The organism is Planctomyces sp. SH-PL62, assembly GCF_001610895.1.
In the GTDB taxonomy this organism is placed as follows: Bacteria; Planctomycetota; Planctomycetia; order Isosphaerales; family Isosphaeraceae; genus Paludisphaera.
In genome coordinates this window covers 4,295,691-4,313,924 of the sequence record NZ_CP011273.1, presented here as the reverse complement: position 1 = coordinate 4,313,924, position 18,234 = coordinate 4,295,691, and the positions used below count along the sequence as shown (strand labels likewise).

15 protein-coding genes are annotated in these 18,234 nt (G+C 64.7%); 4 read left to right on the top strand and 11 right to left on the bottom strand.

Annotated features, from left to right (window positions below):
* Positions 1-138: 138 nt before the first annotated feature.
* From VT85_RS16715 to VT85_RS16700, 4 genes are all read left to right on the top strand, one after another.
* Positions 139-1,344, top strand: a complete 1,206-nt coding sequence (locus VT85_RS16715) for a Gfo/Idh/MocA family protein (protein WP_068417711.1) — start codon at positions 139-141, stop codon at positions 1,342-1,344.
* A gap of 40 nt (positions 1,345-1,384) precedes the next feature.
* Positions 1,385-2,050: an HAD family hydrolase gene (locus VT85_RS16710; protein ID WP_068417708.1), complete on the top strand. Its 666-nt coding sequence runs from the start codon at positions 1,385-1,387 to the stop codon at positions 2,048-2,050.
* Between the two features lie 68 nt (positions 2,051-2,118).
* Complete coding sequence (locus VT85_RS16705) at positions 2,119-2,787, top strand: HAD family hydrolase (RefSeq protein WP_068417705.1); 669 nt, start codon at positions 2,119-2,121, stop codon at positions 2,785-2,787.
* 45 nt (positions 2,788-2,832) lie between these two features.
* A complete protein-coding gene (locus VT85_RS16700; protein WP_068417703.1) occupies positions 2,833-3,669 on the top strand; it encodes an MBL fold metallo-hydrolase in 837 nt (278 codons plus the stop codon).
* Between the two features lie 21 nt (positions 3,670-3,690).
* Here VT85_RS16700 and VT85_RS16695 read toward each other — a convergent pair whose 3' ends face one another.
* The 11 genes from VT85_RS16695 to VT85_RS16645 form a co-directional block, all read right to left on the bottom strand.
* On the bottom strand, positions 3,691-4,875 hold the full coding sequence (locus tag VT85_RS16695; RefSeq protein ID WP_197490810.1) for a hypothetical protein: 1,185 nt from the start codon (positions 4,873-4,875) through the stop codon (positions 3,691-3,693).
* Positions 4,876-5,093: 218 nt separating this feature from the next.
* Entirely contained in the window at positions 5,094-6,548 is a 1,455-nt protein-coding gene (locus VT85_RS16690; RefSeq protein WP_068417698.1) for a DUF1501 domain-containing protein, read from the bottom strand.
* Complete coding sequence (locus VT85_RS16685; protein WP_082858661.1) at positions 6,538-9,093, bottom strand: PSD1 and planctomycete cytochrome C domain-containing protein; 2,556 nt, start codon at positions 9,091-9,093, stop codon at positions 6,538-6,540. The genes VT85_RS16690 and VT85_RS16685 overlap by 11 nt, the downstream gene beginning before the upstream one ends.
* Before the next feature lie 119 nt (positions 9,094-9,212).
* The gene (locus VT85_RS16680; protein WP_082858660.1) at positions 9,213-11,588 is read right to left on the bottom strand and encodes a glycoside hydrolase; all 2,376 of its coding nucleotides are present in this window, start codon (positions 11,586-11,588) and stop codon (positions 9,213-9,215) included.
* Between the two features lie 124 nt (positions 11,589-11,712).
* Positions 11,713-12,495, bottom strand: a complete 783-nt coding sequence (locus VT85_RS16675; protein ID WP_068422175.1) for a succinate dehydrogenase/fumarate reductase iron-sulfur subunit — start codon at positions 12,493-12,495, stop codon at positions 11,713-11,715.
* Positions 12,496-12,582: 87 nt separating this feature from the next.
* A complete protein-coding gene (locus VT85_RS16670; RefSeq protein ID WP_068417689.1) occupies positions 12,583-14,499 on the bottom strand; it encodes a fumarate reductase/succinate dehydrogenase flavoprotein subunit in 1,917 nt (638 codons plus the stop codon).
* A gap of 13 nt (positions 14,500-14,512) precedes the next feature.
* Entirely contained in the window at positions 14,513-15,118 is a 606-nt protein-coding gene (locus VT85_RS16665; RefSeq protein ID WP_197490808.1) for a succinate dehydrogenase cytochrome b subunit, read from the bottom strand.
* Between the two features lie 312 nt (positions 15,119-15,430).
* Positions 15,431-15,850 carry a methylmalonyl-CoA epimerase gene (mce, locus tag VT85_RS16660; protein ID WP_068417683.1) on the bottom strand — a complete coding sequence of 140 codons (420 nt, stop codon included), beginning with the start codon at positions 15,848-15,850 and terminating at the stop codon, positions 15,431-15,433.
* A gap of 77 nt (positions 15,851-15,927) precedes the next feature.
* Entirely contained in the window at positions 15,928-16,311 is a 384-nt protein-coding gene (locus tag VT85_RS16655; protein WP_068417681.1) for a biotin/lipoyl-containing protein, read from the bottom strand.
* Entirely contained in the window at positions 16,308-16,643 is a 336-nt protein-coding gene (locus VT85_RS16650; protein ID WP_068417678.1) for a hypothetical protein, read from the bottom strand. The genes VT85_RS16655 and VT85_RS16650 overlap by 4 nt, the downstream gene beginning before the upstream one ends.
* A gap of 15 nt (positions 16,644-16,658) precedes the next feature.
* Positions 16,659-18,218 carry an acyl-CoA carboxylase subunit beta gene (locus VT85_RS16645; RefSeq protein ID WP_068417676.1) on the bottom strand — a complete coding sequence of 520 codons (1,560 nt, stop codon included), beginning with the start codon at positions 18,216-18,218 and terminating at the stop codon, positions 16,659-16,661.
* Positions 18,219-18,234: the final 16 nt, after the last annotated feature.

The window sequence follows — 18,234 nt, the reverse complement described above, 5'->3', positions numbered from 1 at the left end:
AAGCCGGGTCTCTCCGCGTGGCGCGAATTAAGGCGGGTTGACGAGGCCGTGGGATGATCGGGAGTCTGGAATTTGATCAACGCTTGTTTTACGATCGGGTCGTCTGAACGAGTCCTGTGACTGAACAAGGAGCAAATCATGTCGTCACGCCGATCATTCCTGGAGTCGCTCGGAGCCGGCTCGCTCGGGCTCGCCGCCATGGGCGGGCTGCAGGGCTCCGCTCGCGGCCAGCAGGCGCCGGGGGCGGACATCCTCGGGGCTGAAGGAGTGAAGACGTCCGCCAGGTCGACGAAGGTCTGGCAGCCGGTCTCGGATCGCAAGATCCGCGTCGGCGTGATCGGCTACGGCGTCTGCCAGTTCGGGGCGGCGTTCGGGTTTCAGGACCATCCCAACGTGACCGTGGCGGCCGTCAGCGACCTGTTCCCGGACCGTTGCGCCGGCCTGGCGAAGGCCTGTCGGTGTGAGAAGACGTATCCCTCCCTGGAGGAACTCGTCAAGGATGATACGATCGAGGCCGTCTTCATCGCGACGGACGCCCCGAGCCATGCTCGGCACGCCATCGAGGCGCTGAAGCACGGCAAGCACGTCGCCTCGGCGGTCCCCGCCGTGTTCGGCTCGATCGAGGAGGCCCACGCCCTTTTCGACGCAGTCAAGTCGAGCGGCCTAACCTACATGATGTTCGAGACCTCGGCGTTTCACGAGGATCTCCATGCGATGCGACAGGTCTACAGGGCTGGAGCCCTTGGCAAGCTGGTCTACACCGAGGGGGAATACTACCACCACAGCGTCGAGCAGATCCCCTCGTACCGCGAGTGGCGAGTCGGCCTGCCGCCTCAATGGTATCCCACCCACGCGTCGGCCTACTATGTCGCCGTCACGGGCGGGAGCTTCACCGAGGTGACGTGCAAGGCGATGCCGAGCGTCATGGAGAAGTTCCGGCCCGGCGGCAACAAGTATGACAACCCGTTCGGCACCGAGATCGGCCTCTTCCGCACCAGCGAAGGGGGCATGGCGCGGATCGGCGTGAGTTGGGACACGTTCGTCCCGGGGAGCGAGACCGGTCGCGTCTACGGCCAGCGTGGGTTCATGACCGGGATGAGCTACCAGGGCGAAGAGAAGCAACTCCCCGACCTGTCTCGGCCGGCACTACCGCCCCAGGTCGCGTCGGGCGGTCACGGCGGATCGCATGGATACCTGACCGACGAGTTCGTCACGGCCATCCTCGAGAAGCGCAAGCCACTGGTCGACGTGGTCTCGGCTCTCAACATGACTGTGGCGGGCGTGGTCGCCCACCAGTCTGCACTGAAAGATGGCGAATCCCTCAAGGTGCCCCAGTTCGCCTGAAACGCGGACCGAGGCGAATTCCACGGACTCCAGGTCGCCCATGAAACTCCGCGCGATTCTATTCGACCTCGACGGGACCCTCCTGGATACGCTGGAAGACATCGGTCGGTCGGCGAATCTGGCGCTCCAGGAGGGGGGCTTTCCGCCGCATCCGATCGACTCGTATCGACGATTCATCGGCGACGGGGTCGCTACGCTCTTTCGGAGGGCGCTTCCACCCGCCGACGCTTCGAAGCCGGAGGTCGTCGCACGAAGCGTCGCGGGATTCGCTCGGTTCTACGACCACGGGTGGGACGTCGCGACGCAACTCTATCCGGGAATCGCCGAACTCCTGGACGCCCTTGCCACCCGTTCGATCCCGAGGGCCATACTTTCCAATAAGCCCGATGTTTTCACGCAAAAATGCGTGAATCGCTACCTCGCCCCCTGGCGTTTCGCCGTCGCTCTGGGTCAGCGAGACGGCGTGCCGCGCAAGCCCGACCCCGCAGGCGCGCTGGAGGTCGCCGACAGATTGGCCCTGCGGCCCGAGGAGATCCTCTACCTCGGCGATTCCTCCGTAGATATGCTGACGGCGAACCGGGCGGGCATGTTCGCCATCGGCGTCGCCTGGGGATTCCGCGAGATCGAAGAACTGAAGGCCCACGGGGCGGAGGAGGTCGTCGCCGCTCCGGTCGAAGTGCTTTCCTTCCTGACGAGCGACACATAACCAGGCATGTCAGTTGCATCATCAGCGAGGCGGAAGATTCACGCTCCGCCGCCTCGGGAGTCAATGCCATGCCGCGTTTCGAAGCCGTCCTCCTCGATGTCGACGGAACCCTGGTCGACAGTAACGACGCCCACGCTGAAGCCTGGGTGCGTGCCTTTCGCGACCACGGACACGATGTCTCGTTCGAGCGGGTCCGAGAACGGATCGGCAAAGGCGGCGATAAAATGCTTCCGGAGTTGATCGGACAAAGCAAGGAGGACCCCGAGGCCAAGGCCCTCCAGCAGGATCGCTCCAAGATCTTTCTTGAGCAACTCGCCCCAGGAATCCGGGCCTTCCCCGACGTACGCGACCTCATCCTCCGCATGAAGCGAGACGGCTTGAAAATCGTCGTGGCCAGCTCGGCCCAGGCGAACGAGCTGGAGACGTTGCTGAAGCTCGCGGGCGTCGACGATCTCATCGAGGCGCAGACATCATCGGATGACGCCGAGAGGTCGAAGCCAGACCCGGACATCGTCGTCGCGGCCGTCGATCAAGCCGATCGTCCCGCCTCCCAGGTCCTCATGCTGGGCGACACGCCGTACGACGTCCAGGCCGCGACGAAAGCGGGGGTCGCCGTGATCGCACTTCGATCGGGAGGATGGGACGACGACGATTTGAAGGGGGCGATCGCGATCTACGACGACGCGGCCGACTTACTTGCGCACTACGACGACTCGCCGCTCTCCTCCCCCCATTAATCGACGCACACGAATTCACGAGCATGGCCAGGAGCGAGACAACCTATGATCCACCCGATTTGCTCGACCTGCGGCGTCCAGTATGGAGCCGCATCGGCCGGTCCTCAAATCTGCATGATTTGCGAGGATGAACGGCAGTACGTCGGGCTGGAAGGTCAGAAATGGACGACGCTCGAAGCCCTTCGATCAGGCCATGAGAACGTGATCAAAGAAGAGGAGTCGAGGCTTAGCAGCTTCGTGACGGCCCCAAAGTTTGGGATCGGCCAGAGGGCGCTCCTGCTCCAGTCTCCCGGCGGCAACATCCTTTGGGATTGCATCTCCCTGATCGATGAGAAGACCATCTCAGCGGTCGAAGATCTCGGCGGGATCGCAGCCGTGGCCATCTCGCACCCTCACTACTACAGCTCGATGATCGAGTGGAGCCGCGCGTTCGGAGGAGTCCCCGTCCATGTTCATGATTCGGATCGACGATGGGTGGCCAGACCGGCCCCCGCCGTCTGCTACTGGACGGGGGAAAGTCTCCCGCTGCACGATTCGATCACGCTGATCCGCTGCGGCGGCCATTTCGATGGCGCAACGGTGCTCCACTGGCCGGACGGGGCGGAAGGTCGTGGCGTCATCCTTGCCGGGGACGTGCTGCAGGTCTGCCCGGATCGCCGTCACGTCAGCTTCATGTACTCCTACCCCAACTACATCCCGCTCCCCGCGCACGCCGTCCGGCGGGCCGTGGCCGCCGTCGAGCCGTTCGCTTTCGACCGGATCTACGGCTTCACGACCGGACTACAGATCGACCACGACGCGAAGGAGGCCGTGAACCGATCGGCCGATCGCTATCTGAAAGCCATCGGGGCGATCCTGGACGAGTGCCCCCCGCCCCTTTGACGGGGGGCACGGGCCTCCGCGTCAGTCTCGCAGCAGGGACTTGATCGAATCCATCAGGACGGTTTCGACGCTCGGCGCGACGAGTGAGACGTGGTGGGAGGTCTCGTATCCACCCTGGGGATAGGCCTCCTCGACGCCGATGTAGCCCGGGCCGTAGTCGCCGTAGGCGGCCATCGCGACGAATAGGTCGGGACGTAGTTTCTGAGCGGCGAGTTGGTATTCGATGAACAACTCGCCTGGCATCAGGAGGACGCGGGCCTTGCCGAGCTTCAGGCACGCGACATCGATCGTATCGCCCGAGTTACAACGCCGAACCCAGGCCAACTCACAGGCGGCCTTCCAACGCTTACGACCGGGTTGAGCCTTGTCTGCGACGGTCTTGGCCAGATCGGCCTCTTCGAGCTCGGGATCGACCGGTAGGGCGACCTTCAGCGACTTCCACCCCAGGTCGGCGGCGGACGCCGGTGTTTTGACGGTGGCCTCCCAGGCCTGGTTCATGCCCGCGGCGACGCGGTCGGCGAGGACCTGACGGTTCTCGGGCGAGCCGTCGTTGTACTTTCCGGCGGTGATGTTGCCGCCCGCTCCGTCGAAATGGACATGAAAGATCCCGGTGGCTTCCTGCCGCTGATCGCGGGCGATCCCGGGGAAGTCAGGGTTGGCCAGGCCTGTGCGATAGTAGCTCTGCGGGTGGGTTGCATAAAAGGTCATGATCGCCACCGGCGTCTCGCCGTCCCAAAGGCTGAGCATCTTGAGAGACGGGTCGATAAGTCCCTCGGGCTTGTCTCGAACTTTCGGATCCTTGGTGGCGGAAAAGCGCACATGTTCGACCTTCGTGCCCGAATCGTCGAGGACCCGTCGGTTCGAGGCCACCTTTTCGATGATGCCTTCGCCAAGACCCACGTGCGAGATGGGGCGAGCGTCGGCGACCGCCTTCTTCACCGCCTCGGCGGTGCGGGCGATCACGTCCCGGGCGAGGGGGGAGTCGAAGAATTCGGCGTTGATTCCCTGCTCGGCGAGGATCGCATCCGATGAGAAGTCGCAGATTGGGGCGTCATGCTGATGAAGGGTGTGAACCTGGACGCGCTCGACCGACGTCCCCGCGGCCCTGGCGAGAGCCTCGCGGAATTCGCGCTGGCCGTCGTTGGCGACGCCGATCCAGTCCAGGGCGCAAAGAACGATCGGCTCCCCTTCTCCGATCAGGACCACGCCTTTGGAGCTCAAGGGATGCGCGACTCCCGTCGTCGGATCATAGGTCAGGGGGCTCCCGACCGGCGGGGTCGCATCGACCGAAAACAGGCCAGCCTTCAGTGGTTTCGGGGCCTCAAAGGCTTCGGCCCGCGTCGCGAGGCAAGCGACCGTCGCCGTCGAGACGAGTAGGAATCGGCGGAATCGTCGAGTCATGAGCGCACGTTTCCTTGAAGATGTCAGGCCATATTGAGGATTTCGCGGACGACGCGCGCCTCGCGACCGTCGATCAGATGCTGGGCGCGACCGTTCGACTGGTAGGTCAAGCGGGCGTGGTCGAGGCCGAAGAGGTGGAGCACCGTGGCCTGGAAGTCGTTCGGAGTGACGATGTTCTCGACCGCCCGGTGGCCGACCTCGTCGGTCGCACCGAACGTCATCCCCGGCTTGACGCCGCCGCCGGCCATCCAGATCGTAAAGCCCTGGCCGTTGTGGTCTCGACCAGCGTTGGAGTCGAGGGCGCCCTCGACGACCGGCAAGCGACCGATCTCGCCTCCCCAATGCACGAGGGTCGTGTCGAGCAGGCCACGTTGCTTGAGATCCTTGACGAGTGCGGCCGAGGGTTTGTCGGTGCGCCGACAGATCGCGGGCAGCCCCGACTGGATTCCGCCATGGTTGTCCCAGGGTTGCCCCCCCAGGAAAATCTGGACGAACCGCACACCGCGCTCGACGAGCCGGCGTGCGATCAGGCAACGGGTGCCGTAGTCTCGTGTCGCCTCGTCGTCCAGCCCGTAGAGTTCCTGGATCGACCTCGGCTCCTGGGAAACGTCGAGCGCTTCCTTGGCGGCCGTCTGCATCTTCGCGGCCAGTTCGAAGCTCTGGATACGGGACTCCAGGTCTGCCTCTCCCGGATGACGGGCCAGGTGGCCGCGATTCAGCCGCTCCAGGAAAGCGAGGTTTCGCTCCTGGATCCCTCCCTTGAGCTTCGGCGGCGGGTCGAGGTTGAGGATGCGAGGCTCCTCGGGCCGGAGCACCGTCCCCTGATAGAGCGCAGGCATGAAGCCGCTCGACCAGTTCAAGGGGCCGTCGACGGGATGTCCGCCCGGATCGGACAGGACCATGTAGGCCGGCAGTTCGCGGGACTCGCTCCCCAGGCCGTAGACCAGCCAACTCCCCAGCGTCGGTCGACCGGTCTGCGCCGGGATCCCGCCGTGGAAAAACCGGATGGAGACCTCGTGTCCGTTGTGCCCGGTATGCATCGAGCGGATCACGCAAAGGTCGTCGACGCACTCGGCGATGTGAGGAAGGAGCGAGGAGACCTCAGTCCCGGATTCCCCGTGCCGGGTGAATTTCCAGGGACTCCCGAACAACTTCTTGCTGGCCCGATTCACGAAGCTGAAGCCGACCTCCCCCTCGTAATCCATCCCGTGGCGTTGGGACAGTTCCTCCTTGGGGTCGAACAGGTCCACGTGCGAGGGGCCTCCGTGCATGAACAGCGAGATCATCGCGTTCGCGCGAGGCGCGAAATGGGGCGGGCGCGGATTCAGGGTGAGCGGGTTGTTTTCTGGGATGAGGTTGCCTGGATCGGCCAGGAGCCCTTCGTCCCGGAGCAGGTGCGCCAGGGCCACGGCCCCCACCCCGAAAGCCGAGTTCGCCAGGAACGACCGGCGGGTCGGGAAGCGTTGGTCAGTCGACATACAAAAACTCGTTCGAATTGAGGAGCTGCTGGCACAGGTTCACGAACGCCGCACGTCGAGGATCCTTCTCGGCCGGATCCAGGGCGATCGCGGCCTGCTGTTCGACGAGGAACTTCCCGGCCCACGCCGCCTCCTCGTCCGAGGCCGATCGGAGGTAGGTCGCGTTCCAGACACTGACGAGACGTTGGTCGTTGGCGGCGGGATCGTCTCCGGGAATCTCGGTGAGGATCCTCCCGGCGAGCGTTTCGGCATGCTTGAGCACGAAATCCCCGTTCATGAGCATCAGAGCTTGCGGTGCCGAGGTCGCCTCGACCCGACGCTCACAGTTGACGCTCATCACGGGTGCGTCGAACGTCGTCAGGAACGACACGGGCTGCGTGCGGCGGGCCTGAAGATAGACGCTTCGTCGCGCGGAGTCTCCGACGGCGTTCACCAGTCCCACGGAATCCTCGACGATCGCGATGGGCTGTCCGTAAAGCCCTCGATCCAGCCGGCCGGCTGTTTGAAGAATCGCATCACGGATCGACTCGGCGTCGAGCCTGCGGACCGGGAAGCGGCTGAGTAACGCGCCGTCGCCGTCCAGTTGGTCCCGATGCGAATCTCGGAGCGAGGACTGGCGATAGACGCTGGAAGTCATGATCAGGCGATGGAGCTTCTTGAGGCTCCATCCCGAATCCACCAGTTCGGCAGCGAGCCAGTCCAGCAACTCGGGATGCGTCGGCTTGGCGCCAAGAGCGCCGAAGTCTCCCGGCGTCTCCACGATCCCCCTTCCGAAATGATGCATCCAGAACCGATTCACGAGGGCCCGGCCGGTCAGTGGATGACGACCGTCGGTCAAATGGCGCGCGAAGGCCAGGCGCCGCCCGCTGCTCGGGGCCTTCGGGTCGGCGTCGGTGATCTCGAATCGCGAGCCTTCGGGAGCTGTGATCGTCAGGTCGCCGGCGGTCACGGGCTTCGTCGGCTGGCGGTGGTCGCCACGGTGGAAAATCCGGGTTTCGGGCCGCACGCCGGGCGATTCGTCCAGCACGCCGACGAAATCCTCGACGGGCTTTTCGGCACGCTTCGCTGCGACGACCTCGTTGTCTTTCTTGAGCTCATCCGCAGCCTTGGCGTTGTACTGATAGAGGACGCCGGCGGTGATGTTCAGACTTGGATTGTTCGCGAGCAGGGATTTCTGCTCGTCGCTCCGCTTGTCACCGGGGGCTGCGAGGGCGTCGCGAAGCTGGCTTTGCGTCGGCTCGGGAAATTTCTTCAACTCGATCTCGAGCGCCTCGGAGATGTACTTCGCCGTCTTTTCCTGGACGGCCTTCTGCAGGACGGCCGCCTCCGCTTCGACAGCCGCAGCCTTCTCGCGGTCGGCGGCCGTGTAGAGCGAGACGAGCCGCTGGCCTGGCCGTCGCCAGTGGGCCGGGTCGAACGCCGGCTCGAACACGGCCCGGAGCCGATAATAGTCCTCGTGCAGGATCGGGTCGTATCGGTGATCGTGGCATTGGGCGCAGCCGACGGTCAGTCCGAGAAAGGTGGAACCGACGATCTTGAGCGCGTCGGCGACCACCTGATTCGACGTTAGCGGGATGTCGCCGCCGCCATTCGAGGTCCCATCCGGAACCATACGCAGGAAGCCGGTGGCGGCCAGCGTCTCGACCTCGTCGGCCGTCAGGCCGTCGGCGCGGTCGACAAGTTCGTCGCCGGCGAGTTGTTCCACGATGAAGCGGTCGAGCGGCTTGTCGGCGTTGAGGGCGCGGATGACGTAATCACGGTACTTGTATGCGTAGGGACGGATGGTGTCGGTGTTCACGTCGCCGTCGGAGTCGGAGTAACCGACGACGTCCAACCAGTGCCGGCCCCAACGCTCGCCGTAATGCGGGCTGGCGAGCAGCCGATCGACGAGCCTCTCATAAGCGTCTGCTCGCGAGTCGTCCAGGAACGCCTGCACTTCCTCGGATGTCGGCGGAAGCCCCGTGAGGTCGAAGGTCGCTCGCCGGATCAGGGCGCGACGGTCGGCGTCGGGCGAAAGATCGAGACCCTTCTCGCGAAGCTTCGCCAGGATGAACGCGTCGATCGGCGTCCGCGCGTGGGAACCCTCCACCGCCGGCGGCGACGTTTTATTGATGGGCTGGTACGCCCACCCCGCGCGGTCTTCGGGCGTGATCGGGAGGCCCGGCGGGAGCTGTTCCGGCTCCTCTCGCAGGGTTTGCGCGCCAGCGGCGATCCAACGCTCGACGACGGCGATCTGATCTGCCGGGACCTTCTTCTCGCCTGGGGGCATTTCGCCCTCTTGCATCCGAACGAGGAGGTAGCTTTCCTCGCCGTCCCCCGGGACCAAGGCCGGGCCGCTCGTCCCCCCCTTCTCGGCGAAGCGCTTCAGGCGGAGGTCCAGCTTGCCATTGGTCGACTCGCCCCCGTGGCAATCCAGGCAGTACGCCCTGAGGATGGGACGGACGTCCTTTTCGAATGTCAGAGGCTCCTCGCACCGTCCCGGCGTCGCCGCCGAGACGATGGCCACGGCCGTGGCCACCGCGACCGCAAGTCGAACATGCGCCATGTCTTTCCCTCTTCCTGGCCGGACCGCCTGACTGCCGAGATGAGACCCGACACACCCGCGGCCTCGTTGAATTATTGTTCAACGAGGCCGCAGACGCAAGGCCTGGACTCAAGCGTGGTTCAAGGCGTCTCGCCACGCGAATGGATAAGAACGCCCAGCGGCGAAACGAGGTCAGCTTCTGAAGTGCGGTAGGGCTGGTCGCCGAAATTCACGACGACGACTTGCCCGTCGGCGAACCGCGTTCGCTGGACGGAGTGATCGGGTGTCAGCCATTCATGCGAGAGCATCTCGCTGTAGCCCGATTCCCGGGCCACGCGGGTCGCGGTGCGATAGCTTTCCACGAAGCGATCGCGGTCTCGCCGCCAGGAATCGGCCGTGAACATGAACATGGGTGGTGTGCCGTACAGTGCGTTGAAGAGATCGCGACGAGCCCAGACCGCAGGGAGCTTGTTGTTGTAGTCGCCCCAGTACCAATGCGCGACGACGCAGTCGTGGAAGACCAACTCCCAGAGCGGCAATCGGTAGTATGCTCCGGTCTGGAACTTTTCGATCTGGGGCGGGACTTCCTTCACGATTCTCGCCATGTCCCGGCCGGCGTCCGCGACGCGATAGGGGCCCAGGCTGAGCATGCCTTCAAAGTAGTCGGCGAACGGGACGGCGGCGTCGTGGCCCGTCTCGGAGCCGGTGATCAGCTTGTACCGGTCGTGGACCACGCCGAGCAGGTCCATCTTGAAACGACGGCTCTCGGACCGTGTGACGGGATGCGTGGGGGAGTAGCATTCCCGCCACGGCGATGCAGTAGTCGTGTCAATGAACCGCGACTGATAGGGGTGCGTCCTCAACTCTTCGCCGATCCGCTTCACTGCGTAACTTACGGCCTGTCGATCGCAGGTGACGCCGCAGGCGTACATCCGGCCGTCCTTACCCTCGACTTCCCAGCCTCGGATCCAGTTTCCCCGAGCATCGAGCATCAGGTCTTCAGGCCAGGCCTTGGTCGTCCAATCGGGGTGGACGTCCGGGAGCCTGGGGAATGTCGCCGGGTCCATCACGTCCTGATCGATGTCGTAACGGCTCGTGAGAACCCCTAACTGGTTGAGCTTCCGGAGTTGCTCGGGAGTAGCGGCGTTCGACCAGAGAATTCGGTCGATCCCCGCCTCCTTGAGTTCTCTTACGATCGCCACGGGGTCGCGGTCCCAGCACCAAATGTTAGCGGCGCCGACCAGTTTGTCGATGTTCGGATTCTCGGCCCGCTTCTGGACGAGTGTCTTCAGGAGCCCTGTGGACCTGGCATACTCGCGATAGCGCTTGGCCATCGCGACGTATCCGCCGTCCTCGAAGAAGATGTATCGGATCCTACGCGTCGGCCCGAACCGGCCCTTCTGCGGTTCCCAGAGTGGGGCGAGGCAGAGCTTCCCTTCGGACCGAGGCACGCGGACCGAAGCGTCGTCGGGGGTCTCGACGATCGCCATCAATCCGGCCTGTCCATCGACGACCCCCCACCAGGCCATGCAGAGCCCATGGCCGCCGTAGAGGATGAACTCCATCGGGGGAAGGCTCGGGTCGTCGACCGGGTAGCTCATCCCTTCGTTCACGGGTAGGATCAGCGTTGTGCCGTCGCCAGTGACGAACGGGTACGGAAACGCGATCGGGGAGGCGAGCGGTCCCTGGCCCGTCAATTCGACGACGATCTCCGATGGATCAGGATCGATTCGCACACTCGCCCGGAATTTCATGATCGAGCGAGGGTCGACGAAATCGATCAGGATCTGGTTGGATTCTCGCTTCGCACCGAGTATGACGAGGCCAGAGCCGTTAGAGGGCTGCGACCACTCACGACCCGATCGAGCGTCTCGAACGCGGAACGCGCCGTTGGTCGGGTCGACGACGACCCGAAGCCGCGCGTCGGCCAGTTCAAGGGATTCCGTGCTAGGCTTCGCACCGATGACGAGCGAATCCGGATCAAGCGTCAGGGAGAGATCGTCGATCCAGAATCTCGCCGGCCCGTCGCCGATGACGCGCGGTTGCATGGTCTTCGCACCAGGCGGGATCATGAACCGAGCCTCGACCCGATCCCATTCCGGCGCAACCGCGATTCTCTCGCCATAGGACCACTCCAGAACGCGGTCCCCCTCGTCGCGAAGCACCACGGAGAGAACAGCACGCGAGCCCTCGGCCACCTTGAACCAAGCTGAGAGGCGATGGATCTGCCCAGGCTTCACCTCGATCGTTTGCTCCCGGCTGAGACTCCAATCTCGGGGCCCCTTCTGCTCCACTCGTATGGTGTCACGACCCTCGCGTCGCACCGCCGGGTCGACGACGGCGGTTCCCGCTCCCTCGGATCGCGCCCAGAAAGGACTCCAGCCAACTAGCGGGTTTGCTGCGTCCCTTGATTCGGCGCGAGACGGCCCCGAGGGCTCTACCTGGGCCCGGGTCGACGACGGCGAGAGATAGGTAATCAGAATGATGGACAGGAGAAGGCGCAAGGCCGCTCGCATGGCTGTCCTCCGGGCAGAGTCATCGGGAGGGGGGAGGGCGGGTCGGGCGAGGGAGAGGCGAGGATGCGATAGAAAGGAAAGGCCCCCCGGCGGGAGGGCCGGAGGGGCTGCGGTCGGTCGTGGATCAGCCTGCGCCGCCGGGCGCGGAGGCCCCGCGGGGCCGCTTGAGGCTGGCCTTAAGGTAATCGCGGTTGAGCCTCGCGATGAAGCCCAAGCTGATCTCCTTGGGGCAGACGGCTTCGCATTCGCCGTGGTTGCTGCAATTGCCGAAGCCTTCGCCGTCGGCCTGATCGATCATCGCCACGACGCGAAGATCTTTCTCGGGCACCCCTTGAGGCAGGAGGTTGAGGTGCTCCGCCTTGGCCGCGACGAAGAGCATCGCCGAGGCGTTCGGGCAGGCGGCCACGCACGCGCCGCAGCCGATGCAAGCGGCGGCGTCCATCGAGAGGTCGGCGGCGTCCTTCGGGATGGGGGTGCTGTTGGCCTCGGGAGCGTTGCCGGTCCGGACCGAGACGAATCCGCCGGCGGCGACGATCCGGTCGAACGCGCCGCGATCGACCATCAGGTCCTTGATCACCGGGAAGGCCGACGCCCGCCACGGCTCGATCGTCAGATCATCACCGTCCTGGAAGCTCCGCATGTGGAGCTGACAGGCCGTGGTGGCCTTACGCGGGCCATGCGGACTGCCGTTGACCACGACGCCGCACTGACCGCAGATGCCCTCGCGGCAGTCGTGATCGAAGACGATCGGGTCGCGGCCCGATTTGATGAGTCGTTCGTTGACGACGTCGAGCATCTCCAGGAACGACATATCCGTGCTGATGCCGCGCGCCTCGTCTCGATACGTCTCGAATTTCCCCTCGGCGCTTCGATTCTTCTGCCTCCAGACGTTCAAGGTCAGGTTCAGAAGCTTCTCTTCACCTTGTCCGGCCATCGCGGTTCCCCTCGGATGTATCGATGGTGGGTATGGAGTTCGCCACGATCCGGCTCTCCCTTACTTGTAGCTGCGGGTCTGGAGGTGCACGCTCTCGAAAGTCAGCGGCTCGACGTGACGAACCGGAGTCGAGTCCTCGCCGGTGTACTCCCACGCGGCGACGTGGCAGAAGTTCTCGTCGTCGCGTCTGGCCTCGTGATCCGGCGTCTGATATTCCTCGCGGAAGTGGGCGCCACAGGATTCGCGGCGTTCCAGGGCGTCGAGACAAAGGAGCTGGCCCAGTTCGATCAGGTCGGCCACGCGGCCCGCCTTCTCGAGCGACTGATTCACCTCCCCGTTCGTACCCGGCACGCGCACGTCCTTCCAGAATTCCTCTTTGAGGACGGGCAGCTCCGCGAGAGCTTTCTGGAGGCCTTCTTCGGTGCGGCCCATGCCGCTGTAGTTCCACATGATCTTGCCGAGTTCACGGTGGAAGTCGTCGGCCGTCCTGCCGCCGTTGATGCCGAGGAGCCGCTTGGACCGGTCGGCGACCTGGGCACGCGCCTGCTGGAAGGCGGGATGATCGATGCCGACCTTGTCGAAGGTACGGACCGTGCCGAAGTAATTTCCGAGGGTGTAGGGGATCACGAAATACCCGTCGGCAAGGCCCTGCATCAGTGCGCTGGCGCCGAGACGATTGGCGCCGTGGTCGGAGAAGTTCGCCTCGCCGAGAACGAACAGCCCTTCGATGGTGCTCATCAGGTGGTAGTCCACCCAGAGGCCCCCCATCGTGTAGTGCGAGGCGGGATAGATCCGCATCGGCACCTTGTAGGGATCCTCGTCGGTGATCCGCTCGTACATGTCGAACAGGTTGCCGTAGCGCTCGCGGATCGTGTCGACGCCCAGACGATTGATCGCGTCGGCGAAGTCCAGGTAAACGCCGAAGCCGGTCTTGCCGACGCCCCGGCCTTCATCGCAGACTTCCTTGGCGGCCCGGGATGAAATGTCGCGCGGGGAGAGGTTGCCGAAAGCGGGATACTTCCGCTCCAGATAGTAGTCCCGCTCGGCCTCGGGGATCTGGCCGGCGGGCCGCTTGTCCCCCTTGGCCTTGGGAACCCAAATCCGGCCGTCGTTGCGGAGCGACTCCGACATCAACGTCAGCTTGCTCTGATGTTCGCCCGTGACTGGGATGCAGGTCGGGTGGATCTGGGTGTAGCAAGGATTGGCGAAGGCCGCCCCCTTCTTGTAAGCCCGCCAGATCGCGGTGCAGTTGGCGCCCTTGGCGTAGGTCGCCAGATTGAAGACCGTGCCGTAGCCCCCCGTCGCCATGATCACGGCATCGGCGGCGTAGGACTCGATCTGGCCGGTCTCCAGGTCGCGGGCCACGATGCCGCGGGCCTTGCCCTCGATGACGACGAGCTCCTGGAGTTCGTGCCGCGTGTGCATTTGCACGGCGCCCAGGCCGATCTGGCGTTCGAGGGCCTGATACGCCCCGAGCAAGAGCTGCTGACCGGTCTGGCCCCGCGCGTAGAACGTGCGCGAAACCTGCGCGCCGCCGAACGAGCGGTTGGCCAGGAGGCCGCTGTATTCTCGAGCGAAGGGGACGCCTTGGGCGACGCACTGGTCGATGATGTTGACCGAGACTTCGGCGAGCCGGTGGACGTTCGCCTCGCGGGCCCGGAAATCGCCCCCCTTGATGGTGTCGTAGAAGAGCCGGTGAACGCTGTCGCCGTCATTCTGGTAGTTCTTGGCGGCGTTGATGCCCCCCTGGGCGGCGATCGAGTGCGCGCGGCGGGGGCTGTCCTGGTAGCAGAAGCAGGACACTTGATATCCCAACTCCGCGAGCGAGGCCGCGGCCGAGGCGCCGGCCAGGCCCGACCCCACGACGATCACGGAATACTTCCGCTTGTTCGCGGGATTGACGAGCTTCATATCGAACTTGTGCTGCGTCCACTTGGTCTCGAGCGGACCGGGAGGGACGTTGGATTTCAGTTCCACGAGGAGTCTCCGATCACTGATGGAGGACGCCGGTCAGCACGGCCAGGGGAACGCTCGCGACCCCCACCGTGACCAGGATGGTGAAGATCGTGGCGACCGTGCGGCCCAGCGATCCGTAACGCCCCTCCGGGAGGCCCAGGGTCAGCATCATGCTCCAGACGCCGTGCCAGAGGTGGTACGCGAGCATGACCATCGCGGCGAGGTAGATCAGGCCGTTCACGCCCCCGAGGCCGGTCACGAGATTGTGATAGACGGCTCCTTCCTCGAAGTGGGGGTGGACCGTCCCGGTCGTCAGATGCAGCAGATGGTAGATGATGAAGGCCAGGATCAGCGGGCCGGTAAGCTTCATGGAACGGGACGCGAAGCTCGATTCGCGCCATTTCCTCTGGCGATATCCCTTGGGCCGCGCCGAGTTGTTCCGCCGGGTCAGGGCGAGGTACGCGTAGATATGGAGGCCGACGAGGACCAGCAGACCCGCGCGGACCGTCCACAGGAGCGCCGGCTCCTTGCGAAGCAGCTTGCCGTAGGCATCCAGGGCCTCGGCTCCCTGATAAGCCTGGAGGTTGCCGAGCATATGGCCCAGCACGAAGAGGGAAAGAAAGACGCCGGAGAAAGCCATGATCAGTTTCAGCCCGATCGATGAGGTCAGGAACCTCTGGAGGCGAGATCGGGGAGCCGGCCTCCGTCCGGCGGCGGGACTCGAGGCAACCACGCTCATATCGATTTCCTGTTCAACGGGGAAGGGGCCGGGAGACGCCGAGGCGACGACGCCTCCGGCTCGACGAATCGAAGAAGGCGCGAGGGAGGGCGTGCCGCCCCGCGCCTTTGCGTCCATTCTACGCGACGATGCCCGGATGAGGGAGGAGGACGCGAGGCCCATGCACCGGAAGTTCCGAGAATCGCGACGATCGCGTCTGTCCGGACGATCGCGTCAGTGCGATTCCTGCGTAACCTCGCAGATCTCGGTGAGGACGCCGAAAGTGCTCTTGGGGTGGACGAAGGCGATCTGGAGGTGGTGCGAGCCGGCGCGAGGCTTTTCGTCGATCATGCGCAGGCCCTTTGCCTTCAGGTCGGCGATCCGGGCCTCGATGTCGTCGACTTCCAGCGCGACGTGGTGGAGGCCCTCCCCCTTCTTCTCGATGAAAGCGGCCACCGTGCTGGTCGGATCAGTCGGCTCGAGCAATTCCATGCGAACGTCGCCGACGCGGAAGAAACCGACTTTGACCTTCTGGTCGGCGACGATTTCCTCGCCCTCGAAGACGGCACCGAGCACATTCGTATAGTATTCCTTCTGCGCCTCGATCGACCGGACGGCGATGCCGATGTGATTGACGGCCTTGACGGGCGTCATGTGTCTCTCCTTGGGAATCCCCAGATCGGGATCCGGCGGGCCCAGCGACCCAGACCCGCCGGCCGCCCGGGCCGGAATCACTCGAACTCGATGAGGATCTGCCCCTGCTTCACGGCGTCGCCGGCGGCGACGTTGATCTTGGCGATCTTGCCGGCCGCGGGGGCCGTGATCGAGGTCTCCATCTTCATCGCCTCGATGACGACGAGTACCTCGTTGAGCTTGATCTTGGCGCCGACCTGGGCCTCGACGCGCGAGACGGTGCCGGCGAACGGACTGCGGCAGACCTTCGACTCGTCGCCGACGGTCTCGACCGCGGAGGATGCGGCGACCGGGGCGGTCGGAGCGGCGGGAACGCGGATCTGGCCGATGGGGGGGACGAAGCCGGGCTTGGCCCGCTCGGGCTCCGAGACCTCGACGTCCACCTCGTACAACTTCCCGTCTACGGTGATCTTGAGTTTCAAGGCTGGCTCCTCGCCGTGTTCAGGGCGTGCGACGCCTGGATGGTGACCCGGCCTTGCTGGGCCCAGGCAACGGAGCCGAGCAACTGAATCTGCCGGATATGGGCTTTCTTGCCGAGATACGCCGCGATCGCCGCGCCAATGGCGAGGATCGTCTCCTGGGTCAGAGGGTCGGCGGGCTTGGCCGCCGGGGCGGCCGACTCGGCCGGGACCGGCATAGGTCGGGATTGGACGGCTTCGACGGCGGCGAGTCGCTCTCCCATACGGGCGAGATCGGCCTGGATCGCGGCCAACGCCTTCAGGACGTCCGCCAGGCTGGGCGTTTCCGTCTTCATGGGTTTCGCTCCAGCTCAGAGGGGGATCAGGCCGTGCTTCTTGGCCGGACGCTGCTCGCGCTTGGTGCTCAGATACTCGAGCGCCTGCGCGAGGTGCTTGCGGGTTTCGGCCGGTTCGATGATGTCGTCGACGAGCCGACGTCCGGCCGAAGCGGTCGGCGTCGAGAAGGTCGACTTGTACTTCTGGATCAACTCGGCCCGCTTGGCTGCCTTGTCCTCGGCCTGCTCCATCTCCTTGCGGAAGACGATCTCGACGGCCCCCTCGGCCCCCATCACGGCGACCTCGGCGGTCGGCCAGGCGAAGACGCGGTCGGCCCCCAGGTCCTTTGATCCCATCGCCAGGTGGGCGCCGCCGTACGATTTTCGCAGGATCACCTGAATCTTCGGCACCGTCGTGGCAGAGTAGGCGAAGAGCAATTTCGCGCCGTGGCGGATGATCCCGCCATACTCTTGCTGAACTCCCGGCAGGAAACCGGGGACGTCCACGAACGTGACAAGTGGGATGTTGAAGGCGTTGCAGAACCGGATGAACCGGCTGCCCTTCGTCGCCGCGTTGATGTCGATGGCACCCGACAAGACCTGGGGTTGATTGGCGACGATCCCGACCGATCGGCCCAGGATGCGTGCGAATCCGACGACCATGTTCATCGCATAGCCGGCCTGCACCTCCAAGAAGTCCCCCTGATCGACGATCGCGCCGACCACTTGGCGCACGTCGTAACCCTGCTTGGGCTCGACGGGGACGATCTCGTTAAGCTCGGGGTTGGGATCGACGTTGTTGGGGGCTTCGAGCCGGGGCGGGTCCTCCAGGTTGTTCGACGGGAGGAAGCTGAGGAGCCTGCGGCAGAGGTACAGGGCTTCCTGGTCGTCCTCGGCGACGAAATGGACGACGCCCGAGTGGCCCATGTGCGAGTCGGCCCCACCGAGCGCGTCCGCGGTGATCTGCTCGCCGGTGACCTGCTTGATCACCTGGGGCCCCGTGATGAACATCTGGGCCTTGCGAGTCATGATGATGAAGTCGGTCAGGGCGGGCGAATAGGCCGCCCCGCCGGCGCAGGGGCCGCAAATCAGCGAGATCTGCGGCACGGCGCCGGACAACGAGACGTTCGTGAAGAAGACCTTGCCGTATCCCGAGAGCGAGTCGATCCCTTCCTGGACCCGTGCGCCGCCCGAGTCGTTGATGAAGACGAACGGGCTGCCGGTGTGGAGGGACATCTTCATGACGTCGGCGACCTTGAGCGAGTGGACCTCGCCGGCCGATCCGCCGAGGACGCTGAAGTCCTGACTCGCCAGGTGGATGAGACGGCCGTCGATCGAGGCCGCCCCGGTCACCACGCCGTCGGCCGGGACCTCCTTGCCGAGCATCCCGAACTCGACCTGTCGGTGTTTTGCAAACAGGCCGATTTCCTCGAAGCTCCCCGGGTCCACCAGTCCGGCGACGCGTTCGCGGGCCGTGAGCTTCCCTTCCGACTTCTGTTTCTCTAGCCGCGCCGGACCTCCCCCCTCCTGGATATGGGCCTTGGCGGTGCGAAGCTCTTCGACGAGCTTCTCCATCGATTTGGGTTTCGTGCTCATGATCGAATCTCTTTCT